The sequence below is a fragment of the Chryseobacterium sp. BGA-UO-ETr-SB22 genome (assembly GCF_059567885.1).
In genome coordinates this window covers 323,241-335,970 of record NZ_JCAQOV010000005.1, presented here as the reverse complement: position 1 = coordinate 335,970, position 12,730 = coordinate 323,241, and the positions used below count along the sequence as shown (strand labels likewise).

General features: G+C 37.0%; 13 protein-coding genes. 3 read left to right on the top strand and 10 right to left on the bottom strand.

What is annotated here, in order from left to right; translation table 11 throughout:
- Nucleotides 1–110: 110 nt before the first annotated feature.
- The 3 genes from AC57AW_RS08790 to AC57AW_RS08780 are packed head-to-tail and all read left to right on the top strand — an operon-like array spanning nt 111 to nt 4,017.
- Nucleotides 111–2,069 (top strand): tyrosine-type recombinase/integrase, encoded by a 1,959-nt coding sequence (locus AC57AW_RS08790; protein WP_496351557.1) that lies wholly within the window; start codon nt 111–113, stop codon nt 2,067–2,069.
- 2 nt (nt 2,070–2,071) lie between these two features.
- Entirely contained in the window at nt 2,072–3,013 is a 942-nt protein-coding gene (locus AC57AW_RS08785; protein ID WP_496351556.1) for a tyrosine-type recombinase/integrase, read from the top strand.
- A complete protein-coding gene (locus AC57AW_RS08780; RefSeq protein WP_496351555.1) occupies nt 3,010–4,017 on the top strand; it encodes a tyrosine-type recombinase/integrase in 1,008 nt (335 codons plus the stop codon). The genes AC57AW_RS08785 and AC57AW_RS08780 overlap by 4 nt, the downstream gene beginning before the upstream one ends.
- 90 nt (nt 4,018–4,107) lie before the next feature.
- Here the strand turns inward: AC57AW_RS08780 and AC57AW_RS08775 are convergent, their stop codons facing one another.
- Genes AC57AW_RS08775 through AC57AW_RS08730 form a run of 10 tightly spaced genes read right to left on the bottom strand, consistent with a single transcriptional unit; the run spans nt 4,108 to nt 12,726 of the window.
- A complete protein-coding gene (locus tag AC57AW_RS08775; protein WP_496351554.1) occupies nt 4,108–4,530 on the bottom strand; it encodes a DUF3872 domain-containing protein in 423 nt (140 codons plus the stop codon).
- Nucleotides 4,531–4,540: 10 nt separating this feature from the next.
- Entirely contained in the window at nt 4,541–5,101 is a 561-nt protein-coding gene (locus AC57AW_RS08770; protein ID WP_496351553.1) for a conjugal transfer protein TraO, read from the bottom strand.
- A 1-nt stretch (nt 5,102) separates the two neighbouring features.
- Nucleotides 5,103–6,005: a conjugative transposon protein TraN gene (traN, locus tag AC57AW_RS08765; protein WP_428140505.1), complete on the bottom strand. Its 903-nt coding sequence runs from the start codon at nt 6,003–6,005 to the stop codon at nt 5,103–5,105.
- Nucleotides 6,006–6,020: 15 nt separating this feature from the next.
- A complete protein-coding gene (traM, locus tag AC57AW_RS08760; protein WP_496351552.1) occupies nt 6,021–7,319 on the bottom strand; it encodes a conjugative transposon protein TraM in 1,299 nt (432 codons plus the stop codon).
- Between the two features lie 3 nt (nt 7,320–7,322).
- Nucleotides 7,323–7,592, bottom strand: a complete 270-nt coding sequence (locus tag AC57AW_RS08755) for a hypothetical protein (protein WP_496351551.1) — start codon at nt 7,590–7,592, stop codon at nt 7,323–7,325.
- 10 nt (nt 7,593–7,602) lie between these two features.
- The gene (gene traK / locus AC57AW_RS08750) at nt 7,603–8,226 is read right to left on the bottom strand and encodes a conjugative transposon protein TraK (protein ID WP_496351550.1); all 624 of its coding nucleotides are present in this window, start codon (nt 8,224–8,226) and stop codon (nt 7,603–7,605) included.
- Between the two features lie 12 nt (nt 8,227–8,238).
- On the bottom strand, nt 8,239–9,231 hold the full coding sequence (traJ, locus tag AC57AW_RS08745) for a conjugative transposon protein TraJ (protein ID WP_496351549.1): 993 nt from the start codon (nt 9,229–9,231) through the stop codon (nt 8,239–8,241).
- Between the two features lies 1 nt (nt 9,232).
- Entirely contained in the window at nt 9,233–9,865 is a 633-nt protein-coding gene (locus AC57AW_RS08740) for a DUF4141 domain-containing protein (protein WP_496351548.1), read from the bottom strand.
- Nucleotides 9,866–9,886: 21 nt separating this feature from the next.
- A complete protein-coding gene (locus tag AC57AW_RS08735) occupies nt 9,887–12,397 on the bottom strand; it encodes a TraG family conjugative transposon ATPase (RefSeq protein ID WP_496351547.1) in 2,511 nt (836 codons plus the stop codon).
- Nucleotides 12,394–12,726, bottom strand: coding sequence for a DUF4133 domain-containing protein (locus AC57AW_RS08730; protein ID WP_496351546.1), 333 nt, complete (start codon nt 12,724–12,726; stop codon nt 12,394–12,396). Before AC57AW_RS08730 ends, AC57AW_RS08735 begins: the two co-directional genes overlap by 4 nt.
- Between the last annotated feature and the right edge of the window lie 4 nt (nt 12,727–12,730).

Sequence of the window (12,730 nt, the reverse complement as noted above, 5' to 3'; positions counted from 1 at the left end):
TTGCTTTGTTTTCGGTTAGTAATAATGTTGAATCTTATATGTAACTATTTAAGATTCAAATTTTTAATTGTATTTCAACGTTAGAATAAATAGGTATAAAGCAGAAACATATGTTAGAACAATTATTCAAAAGAAATTTAAATCATCATCAAAACGCTCCACTACTGAAAGAGCGAGTTGAGTATCTGAATTATCTGTCGATTAACAATGCTACAGTATTCAGATTGAAATTAATTGAAGGATATCTATTAAGAGCAACCGAATTGCTCCGTCTGCAGGATCATAGGATAATAACTGTGGAAGAAATTGAGACGGCCGCTGTGAAATGGGGAAAAATGAAAACTACTCACCATTTAAAAAAGAATTTTTCAGAATCTGGAAAAAAAAATTTTTCTATGTACACTAAATCATGGTTAAGGTACCTAAACTGGCTGGATGTACCTGTCATAGAAGAGGGAAATGAAATACTGCAGGAGTTATATAAAACATCCAGCACGCTAAAACGGCATCTAGGCCATCCATTACTTCGAGAGCGAATCTCATATTTGAAATATTTACAAAGCCAGGAGAAGCGAACTCTGGAATTAAAGGTTACAGCATCTTATCTTCTGCGAATAATAGAATTTTTGCATCTGGAAAATGGCAGGATAATTACTATTAAAGAATTAATTGAGGCTGCCCAAAAATGGGGATTAAGTAAAAAATACAATACAAAAACAAGTTCTAATCAATTTGGAAAGAAGCTGTTTATTAAAATTGGACTAGACTGGTTGGGCTTTCTGAACCGTGTGGAAGCAACTTCAGAAGAAAATGATATATTACTGAAAAAGTTATTTAAATTACGTCATGTTTTATTTCATCAAATAGAAAGCCCTTTACTGGCAGAACGGCTGCTGTTTTTACACCATCGGAAGAACCAAGGGATAAAAGATTCTACTCTTTATAACGAAGCAATGAGTCTATTGGTTATCATGACTCATCTTAAGTTCTATTCGGTACGGACAGTAAAAGTTTCTGAATTAACAGTTATGGCTGGTAATTGGTCAAGATTAGACAAGATACATCCCAGAACAAAAAATTATACTTATAAGAATAAGCTAAGCTTAATTCATACTGCTAAAATATGGTTGTCCTTATTAGATTGTTTGGAAGATGATACAGTGCCCTCAATTCCCTTTACAAAAGAATTGAGCGATTATTTATATTTTCAATCAAGAATCAAAGGTCTATCAGAAAGAACTATAATATCCAGACGCGGAATATTAAAGCGTTACCTGAAACTCATCAGTGAGCATTGTGTCCACTTTAATAAAGTTACACCAGATATCATTGGAAAAATTATTAGCTGCCGTAAGAAGACTGGTCTTTCCAGAAGAACAATTAAAAACGAATTAAGTGTATTGAGATCTTTCCTTTGCTTTGCATCTGAGAAAAGATGGTGTATGAACGATTTATCTCAATCTATCCGAGCTCCCAGAATCTATGAACATGAGCTGTTGCCATTAGCACCGACAAGAGAAAATATCCAGAAGATGGTCTCAGAATTCGTAATTGAAACACCTATTAATATAAGGGATTTTGCAATTTTACAGCTACTTACGGTTTATGGACTTCGAAGCAGTGAAGTAGCATATCTTCAGCTTGATGATTTAGACTGGCAAAAGGAGATTATCTACGTAAGAAGATCAAAAGGATGTAAGCCGCAATTATTTCCCTTAACCCAAACTGTTGGTGATGCCATAATACATTATCTTAAAGAAGTCCGGCCCAATGAATCAAGTTTGAGGGAAGTTTTCCTGACACAGATTGGACCTTACAAGAAGTTAAATAACAGCTCTATTTACGCAATCATAAACAAAATATTAAAACCGATGGATTGGAATATAAAATCCTACGGCCCTCATTGTTTACGACACGCAAGTGCCACTTACTTGATCAATACAGGTTTTTCATTAAAGGAGATCAGTGATTATTTAGGTCATCAAAAAATTGATACAACAAGAATATATTCAAAGGTCGATTTAACCAATCTGTACAAGGTAGCAGATATTAACTGGGAAATACTATGAAAATGCAAGATTTAGTAAATAGCTATATTGAATATAGGGATTCATTAGGAGAGTCTTGTACTATTCAGCTTAAATATCTGTTAAAACAATTCTCAAGAGAAATGGGTGCCAATATCAATGTTAAAGATGTTACTACAGAGATGGTGCTGGTCTTTCTAGTTGGAAAAAAAGGAATGATAACAAACAGCTGGTTTTCGAAACGGACTGTAATCAGAGGATTGTTTAATTACGCCAAATTAAAGAGATACATTTTTGAAATCCCATTACCCGATTTCTCTCCACAAAAACCTGCAAAATACATTCCTTACATCTACAGTAATAAAGAATTGAAAAGTCTTTTTGATTCGGCTTTGACTTATCAAAAGGGGCCTTCTCAAGTAGATCCTGTCATGATACGGACTATATTGATTTTAACATACACCATGGCACTGAGAAGAAGAGAAGTGCTCTTAATTAAACTTAAAGATATTGATTTAGCTAAAAAAACAATACTAATTGAACAATCAAAATTTTATAAAACCCGTTATGTAACTTTTAACCAGCAGATTAAAGATATCATTATCCATTATCTTCTGCATCGAAAAGAAAAATGTATCACACAAGATTCTGGTTCTTATTTGTTTGTATGGAAGGGTAATAAACCATTTGGAGGGTCATTGCTGGATGCTATTTTCTCCAAAATACGGTTAGAAGCTGGTATTAAGAGGACTGATGGAGCAGTTTATCAGCCTAGGATTTATGATCTTCGGCATACATTTGCGACAAATAGGTTAATTAGCTGGTATGAAGAGGGGAAAGACGTACAGATACTTTTACCTGTATTATCAACATTCCTGGGGCATCATCGTTTGGACTATACATCTGTATACCTTTCTATGACCAACAAATTGCTTGAAGAGGCGAATAAAAAATTTAACCATTATGCAAATGAAAATCGATTATGAAAAATATAAAATACCTAAGCACGTGGGTCAGGAGATTTTTGACCGAATATGTGATCAACAATAGAAATCTTTCGGCTAATACGCTTGCAAGTTATAGGGATACCTTGCGGCTGATAATACCATATGCCTCGAAATTGAGAAATAAATCTATTGACAAATTGATGATTGAAGATCTAAATGCTGATTTGATCAAAAACTTTCTCTCAAATATCGAAACAGAAAGAAAATGTTCCATATCTACCCGCAACCAGCGCCTAGCGGCTATTAATTCCTTTGCAAAATTCGTCGGCCAAAATTGCATAGATTATATAGAATGGGTTAGAATGATAAAACTTATACCGATTAAAAAAGGGCCTCAAAAGACAATAACCTATCTCGACCGGTCAGAAATGGATGCCCTGCTGGATGAACCTGAAAAGCAAACGAAACAAGGACAGCGAGATTATGCGCTTATTCTTTTACTTTATAATACCGGGGCAAGGGCTAACGAAGTTGCTCAGATGACTATCTCTAATCTTAGTCTTGCTCAGAGAAAAAACGAGATATCAACTGTCTTAATTAAAGGAAAAGGGAATAAACAAAGACGATGTCCTCTTTGGCAGGAGACAGTGGACCAATTAACAATACTTTCAAACGCAAGAGACCCTTCTGAGAATCTTTTTATTAATAGGCAGAAGCAATCAATGACCCGTTTCGGCATTTATAACGTGATTGAAAAATATACGGAAAGAGCTTCTTTAAAAGTCCCATCCATATCAAAAAAAACCGTCAGTCCGCATACTATAAGGCATACTACAGCAACGCATCTATTACAATCTGGTGTAGACATTAATACTATTCGGGCATGGCTTGGACACGTTTCTATCAATACAACGAATATTTATGCTGAAATAGATATTGAAATGAAAGCGAAGGCTTTAAGTGCCTGCGAAGTATCTGTGGACAAAAAAAGGACACATTGGAAAAATAATGATGACCTAATGACTTTTTTAAATAATCTTTAATTTGGTAGATTATTATGTTGTGTTCCAGATAATTATATCGCTTATTTTTAGGTATTAGCAGAAAAACCTCTGGAACACTAACATAAATGCCTACACAACATAATGGATATTATGTGGTATACCACATAAGACCCAAATATCAAAACTTTGGGAAACTGTAGATTCAGAAGTATAGTACAACCTGAATTCCTTTTCAGTTAACGGATAGAAATCATTAGGAACAAAGGATGGATCGTTAAATAAACGAAGACTTCCCTGACCTTCGGACTGAAAATATCGTATTGAATAAGTGGTTCCTGTATAATTTCCATTGGGAATAATACGACATCTGATTTCTACAGTTTCACCTTTAGAAACGTACTTCTGAACAGGCATCACCTCTGCCTCAAAAGGAAAATTCTGTTGAATTTCTAAATCATCTTTTTCACATGATTGTACATGCAACCCCACCATAACTACCATGATGAAAAGTTTAAATAGCATTCCTATTTTATTATTAACTATATTTTTCATTGTAAATATTTTAAAAATTATATCTTATTCCAACTCCTACCAGGGAGTAAAACTGAGCCATTTGACTATTTTTCAAAAACCGCAGTTGTCCATTGACCAGAAAAACCAAGTGATCCGTCAGATAACTTTCAATGGATAGCTTACCATTTGCTCCATAAATAAAATTATCTGTTGCTGTTAACAATGAACAGTCATATAGCAATTCATTGCCCCTATTAACCTGTTCGTAACCTGCAAGGCCTCCGATTCCAAGGTTAAGATTGACTGTGCGTGTGAACTCTCCCCATACATAAAAACTGTAACCACCGCCCAGCAGGAAAGTATCTATCGGAATATTATAGTTGGTGTATTCATAATACTTTATGCTATATTCTGCCAGTCCAAAAAAGTAATTACCATTCCTTAGGTAAGAAACAAGCCCCGCACTTAGCGCATAATTTTGATTTTCAGGAGATTTTGGAAATACTGAATATGAAAATTCAACACCTGTCTGTCCAGGAATCATTTGTTGAGCAAATGTTCTGCTGTTCAATGCAATCGTTAAGATGACTGCTAAAAAAATTTTGTTCATCTTACTTTGTTTTTATGGTTAAACTCTTTATCAATCTTGCACGAATCAGATCTGAATTTTCAAGCTGTATCTTCTGATGTCTTCCCCCGTTCTTCTCCAGAATTTCGATTTCCAGCACCTGATCTTTTAAAAGAGTAAACTGATCCAGCAGATAAACCCCTTTTATGTTTGAATGATCAGCTGCTGTCATTTGCGGGAAATAGGTACGAACCTTTTCTAATACCCTATCCTGAACAACCGTTCGTTTTAAATTCTTCTTGTCAACAATTTTAAAGTTGACCCATTCAATACTATATGCCACATTACTTTGATTCTCAATCTGCAATGTGAAATAAAATTTGCTTTCATTAACGTGGAGTGCCCTGACCGAAAACTCAATTCCATAACTTTTTGAAACAATATGTTTAGTAGTTCTGTTGCTTTTCTTGTAGAGATTTTCCATAATAAGCTCTGTCAGAGTAGTCGAGCTTCCTTTAAGGTCCTCAAACAATACATCAGTAGTATATTGCCGTTCAATACCCCTTTGAAGTTTTACTAAATCATAGCTGAGTATTTCCGGATAAGAACTGTAAGACACATCAAAATTGTAAAATTTTCCATCTTCAGTAATGACCGAAAAATTGGTTTCCTCTTCAAAATCTCTCACAGCCGATTTAATCCGGAGAACATTTCCGATAGGCTCTGCCTTATTGGCAACTAACAGTTCACTCCCCAGATCAACATATCGTATCGGTGATGGAAAAATCACGTGGCTTGTTTTACTGTAGGCGACCTGCATTTTGAAAGGTTCCAATTTTGCCTGTTCCAAGGAAATATAAGTTGTCACAGAATCCTGACCAAATATCTTGCTTGCCAACAGAAGTAATAGCATAATGAGAATATAATGGCTCTTTTGTGTATTCATTTTTTAATTTTTTGATTAGTTATTTTTGGGTAAGAGTAATACCTGATGGCTCGCTTTTACAGTGACTTTCAATTGTCTGACTCTTTTTTGAAAATAGCCTGACAATCCCTGTACGACTCCCCTGCTAAGATCAGCTGCAATCTGTTGTCCTGCTGATTGAGTCATCATAATATTGGTACCGGAAGTCTGGCTCATGTTAGCTACAATATCGCTTACCGCATCTTGTTCCGGTGAATAAGGAACATATAAACCCAATTGTCCATCATTGTCATAAACATTGATTTCTACAGGATAGACATTCGCCTTATATCGAATGGAGGATATTTTTAACTGAAGCCGCCCGCCCTGAAATTTACTTACCGCAATTAGCAAACTCCCTGCTGGGATTTCGGTTCGTCCGAGTTGCATCGCTTCTGAAATCCTAATGGATACTGTACTTTCGTTTACCAAAGTCTTAGTTTCATAGACCACACCCCTTATTGCGTTTTTTGCTTGAACTAATTTCTCTGAATCATTTTGACTGTCATAAAATTTATTCTGATTTAAACCTGCAATAAAGACACTATCTGATGGCTCTCTGTACAATGAAGAAACAATAGTGGGATGTGCTGGTTTTACTGAAGTCAATTTAATCTTCTTTTCAGTTGGTATTTCCACCTCTTCCTTTGGTGCCGGCTCTTCCTGTTTTGAAGTCGTTGGAAGGTACTTAGCTGCCATCTGATATGATTTTTCCATGAGTTCTAGCTGATTATTTATTCCTAAGCCAGCAGGAACAGCATTATTTTGCATCGCTTCATTCTTCAATCTTGAAATTTCTTTCCTCAAATTATTGACTTCGTGATCATCCCGACCATAAAATGAACTCAAGGTTTGTTGGGAATTGCGATAGCTGTTCAGAGCATTCTGATCTGATTGCTGAAGAATACTTGTTCTAGCCGCTACACTTGATGGATTGTTATTAGAATTTGAATCGCTTTGGTCATTCCAATAATCGGATAAGGTGGTTACAGCCTTTCTTTTCTCTTCGTTCTTTTGCTCTAACAACTGCTGCTCATAAGCCTTTTGCTTATCAGACTGCAACTGTCCTTCTTTTGCCTGCGGAATGGCAGCATTAAAACCACTCTCATCAATATTAGTATTGTTGGCTTTTGGTTTAAAAATGAGGTAAAAGCATGACGCACATACGGCAGCCATCAAAAAATAGATGATAGGCTTCTTCAGTCTTTCCCACTGCACTTTGGGAGGGTCACTCACTCCGTTGGAATTTTGTGAGAGATCATTTTCGGTCACTTTAATTTTCTCTGAGTCTTTCATATTCTATTTTTTAATGAGTGGTTCTACTGCATCATTCTGTCCAGAATCTTTTTCGATAGATTTCTTAGAAATACCATCAATATGATTGATAGACATGGTATTACTTCTTTGATTTGTAGAAATGAAAACATTGATAATGACAATAATTGTCAGCAAAACATAACTACCAAAGAAAACCTTGGTTAGAAATTTTTGTCGCCCTACTGGAAGAACTTTCCAACGGCTTTCAACCTTTACAACATAATTTTCTATTGTATCTCTTAGTTTTTTCATTGCAGTTATTTTAGCGTTCAACAGTTTCAACATCTCTATTTTCAAGCACGTTGAATTTTTCAATGGTAAACCCCTGAGGATTGCTGTCAGACCGTACCGAATTAACCAGTGAACAGTTGGTAACTAAATTTCTGATGGTAAGATTGCTGGATCTGATAATAAATTGTCTTGCGTACGTCTTTACGTCATAAGGGTAACTTTCAAAGTTGGCAACGACACTGTCCACCTCAATTCTCTGCTGAATATTACCTGAAATGATTCTGTTATAGTAACCTTTTTCCTGAAGGTCTCTATAGTAATTGAATGCTGATTGATCAGCCAAATTAAAAGCCCTTTTTACATTGCTTTCAATAGCATTCTTATCAGGTGCTATCGTGAAGAACAATTCATGAAATCGTCTCACATGCTCTCTTGCTTCAACAGGTCTGTTAATCGACATATCCTGAGAAAGGGCAACCATTAAAGATTTACCATTGTCCAGCACATAGATTTTCTCACGTTGTTCTTCAGCGAACTGATAGGATTTGAATACCACGACCCCTACTACTCCAAAACACAACATAGCAAAAACGAACGTAAACAAGCGGATCTGCTTAAAGCTGCTTTCAATATTTCTTAAGGTTTTAAATTCCATACCACTACATTTTTATTTTAATAATCTTCCCGAAATATTTCCTGTTGCTGAACCTACTGCCGCTCCTGCAACATTGCCTGATTTCGTGGCAGTCTGGTTCACATTGCGCATAAAATTGCCGGCACCTCCTGCCTGAATGATCCACCCTGTAACAGTTGGCACTGTAAAGTAGCCGATGATACCGATTACCATATAAATAATGTACACGGTATTAGAAGTATCAGGAATGAACGTAGGATCTGCCAGCATTTCGATATCCCTTTCTAAAATCAAAGTCTGTATCTTGGCAAGTATAGCACTGAATATATCAGCAACAGGCAGCCATAGGTAAACACTGATATATCTTGTCAGCCATTGACTTAAAGTAGTCTGAAATCCATTCCAGACGGAAATGGCAAAGGCAATAGGTCCCAAGATTGAAAGGACAATAAGAAAGAAGGTCCTGATGGTATCGATAACCAATGCTGCTGATTGAAAAAGAATCTCCAAAAATTCACGAAAGCCGTCCCGGATATCTTTCTTGATGGCAAACATTTCCCTTTCAATATACATTCCCGACATGGTGACCAGATCCGAAGGTGACCATCCCAATTCTTCCAGCTTTTTGTCAAATTCTTCGTTTGAAATAAGATAAGCCATCTCCGGATTTCTAAGCATGGCTTCCCGCTCCAATAGATCCTTTTTCTGCTGCAGCTCGTTCATATCCAGAACCTGATTCTCAAGCATTGAATGACTGCCCTGAACAATGGGACTCATCACACCATTCAGACTTCCTAAGACTAGTGTCGAGAAAAACATAATGCAGATACCTATGGCAAAAGGTCTCAGCATGGGAAACAAATCAATAGGCTCCGCACGGCTCAATGACTGCCAGACTTTTAATGCCACATAGAACAAGGCTCCTAGACCGGCAACTCCTTTTGCGACTGCAGCCATATCGGCGCACATCGGCATCATTTCTCCGTAAACAGAACGCAGTACTTCGTGTAAATTGTTCGGTTCCATGTTACCAGTATTTTTGATTGGAAGTCCCGTAAAGATCTAACACCCTTTGGGTGTTGTTCTGTTTTTTTGCTCTGAGATAACTTACCGAAATATTCTTATTGGTGTAGTACCGTACCAGATTATGATAAGCTTTAACTTCTTTATACACCCGGTCAATAACATCCATTCTTTCCTTATCATTAAGCGAGAGGCCATTTGAAGTAATAATCTCTTTTAGTTCTTTCAGCAGCTCCGTACTTTCCGTGAGAAGAGCAGAATAACCATTGGCAATAGATGCTAACTCCTGTGCATTAAAGTTGGGGTCATTTAGCATTTTACCGAAATTATTGACATACATCTCCGAAACATCGCCCACCAATAGGACTGTCTGCTGTACTTTTCTGGCATCTTTTACCAGATTATTGATAGCCTTCAGCTGGTCATAATATTCTTTGCCCTGCTCATACACCTTTTTAACTTCATTGAAGTTTTTTACGACATTGGATACCGTCGATGAAGTCTGTACAATTTCGTTGGCAGAGTTCAGAATACCTGATGCCAGATTAGCAGGGTCAGTTACTACAAATTGTGCTTTTGCATAGGTCAAGGTAGCAAAGAATGCTACCATTACTGTTTTAATGATTAAATTTTTCATTGTTGTAAAATTTTAATTGATTTAGTTGTTTTTCGTATTCGATTTGATTCTCTTGAGAGAGATCCGCTTGATGGCGTGTTCCACATTCCCATCAAGTTCTGATGCAAGATTCATCACTTCCATCTTTTCTGTTTCTTCAGTAGTGTAAGCGAGATATTCCTCTGTGGAAACTTCAGTAGCATAGACCGCAGAATGCGTTCCTCCTAATCCAATCCATACTTCCTTATACAGTCTTTTGGGATCATTGTTCATGTTGATTGACAGTACTTGAGACTTTTCTTTATCAGTTAATCCCAGCATAGCCTGAATATCATCGAATTTGTTCATGTACTTTCGCTGGTCGAGAAGAATCTTACAATCTGAGTTGTTAATAATGCTTTCCTTTACAATCGGCGACTGGATAATATCATCAACTTCCTGAGTCACTACGATTGCTTCCCCAAAGAATTTTCTGACCGTTTTGAATAAGTACTTGATATATTCGGCCATACCCTCTTTCGCAATCGCCTTCCATGCTTCTTCGATTAAGATCAGTTTTCTGATTCCCTTGAGTCTTCGCATCTTATTGATGAAGACTTCCATAATGATAATGGTAACTATTGGAAAGAGAATCTTGTGATCTTTAATGGCATCGATTTCAAAGACTATAAAACGTTTGGATAATAAGTCCAGCTGCTTTTCCGAATTCAGCAGATAATCATACTCGCCTCCTCTGTAATAAGGTTCCAACACATTAAGAAAGTTGGCAATATCAAAGTCTTTCTCCCTGACTTTCTTCTGCTCCAGTACTTTCTGATAATCATCTTTGACATACTCATAGAATCCATTGAAAGATGGATGTTGGTCATTGGATTTTATTTTTTCAATATATCCACTTACTGCATTGGACAATGCTACCTCTTCTGAGCGTGTCGGTGGTTCGTCATCTCTTTTCCATAGAGTCAAAATCAGTGTTTTAATACTCTCTCTTTTTTCAATATCAAAGACACCATCATCGGTATAGAATGGGTTGAAAGCAATCGGATTATCCTCGGTATAAGTAAAATAAACTCCATCCTCACCTTTCGTCTTTCCTCTGATCAGTTCACACAATCCCTGGTAGGAATTTCCTGTATCAACAAGAAGAACATGGGCACCCTGCTCATAATACTGCCTTACCATGTGATTGGTGAAGAAAGATTTACCACTTCCTGAAGGTCCAAGGATAAACTTATTACGGTTGGTAATGATCCCCTGCTTCATTGGCAGATCGGAGATATCCAGATGAATAGGTTTTCCCGTCAGACGGTCAGCCATCTTAATACCAAATGGTGAAGGTGAATCTTGATAATTGGTCTCTTCAGTGAAAAAACATATGGCAGGCTCAATAAATGTATAAAAGCTTTCTTCACTTGGAAAATCACCCGCATTGCCTGGAATTCCTGCCCAATATAATGTCGCTGTATCCGTTGTGTTGTGGCGGGGTTTGCATTCCATTAGCGCTAACGCACTTCCTGTATCATTCTTTAACTGCTTTAGCTCATGAGGGTTGTCTGACCATGACATTACATTAAAATGAGCCCGGATAGATTGCAATCCGAAGGAATGTGCCTCATTCAGATACTTTTCAATCCACTCTTTATTAATCTGATTCGCTCTGCTGTATCTTGCCAGTGAATGCATATTTCTTGCGGACTTTTCGAACTGGCGAAGGTTTTCATCACTGTTATCAATGAACAGATACTGGTTGTAAATGTGATTACAGTTTAGCAGAAGTCCTACGGGAGAAGCAAAAGACAAAAGACAGTCACTACGATCTGTACTTAACTTTTCATAACGGCTATGCGATGATACAGTACCCGGTAAATCCTCAGTATCCGATAACGTATGCATGCTGATCCGATTATTGCCGATTCGCATTTCTTCCGATCCTAATTTGATGTCCTGTAATGATGGTTTGACTTCACGGGACAACGTGAGATATTGCTCCAGTAGTCCTGAACTATCTTCAGTTCCTGATATCTCATCTTCAGTCATTCTTTCGAGATGGATATAGCCACTGTCATTCATTATTCTTTCCAGCTGATCGACAGCTTCAAGAAATCGACTGATAACTTCTTTGTCCTTAATCTCTTTTGGAATCAGTTTACCTTTGCAGAGAGAAGAAAAATTGCTCTGCATCCGCATTCTCTCTTTGCTGGTTTTCGTGATGAACAGATAGCAGTAATGATTTAAAAATGGTCTCTCATTGAAATGCCTTTCAAATGATTTTGACAGAAAACTATGATCTTCTATCGATAAATCAGGATTGTAGTTTTCTTTGATAAACCAATCCTGTTTATGTATTACCGTATAGTCGGGAAGCGTTTTAATTGCTTTGAACCATGAGGAGTGCATCGCTTCATATTCAGCTGAAGCAACGGTAAATAATTCCGGAAGTTGTACCCTAAAGCAAACCGTAACATCAGCATCCTTTGAAATAATACAATGATTTTCAATCGCCAGCAATGGAAATTTACTTTCCAACGTTGCTGCCTTGGAAGAATTTCTCATAGGTTTGCTTTTTTACGGTTAGTTTTCAGATATCGGTGGATACACTTACGGCTGATAATGTAGGTGGGATGTTTCTTGAGTGCACCCAACTTCATCAGACCATATTCTCCGTATTTCCCGTTCAGAGCGAAAGTCTGCCAGATGAGGAGTCCGCTGCAGGATGCTCCCAGGATGAGACAGAGATATGTATTGACACCAGCCATATACATAATCATTACACAGATCAATACCGCAAGCAAACCTCCTGCGAAAATAAAAAGGTATTGTGCTTTAAGACCCTTAAATTCTACCGTCCTTCCTATTCCTTTATTGATATGATAGGTATTCATAATC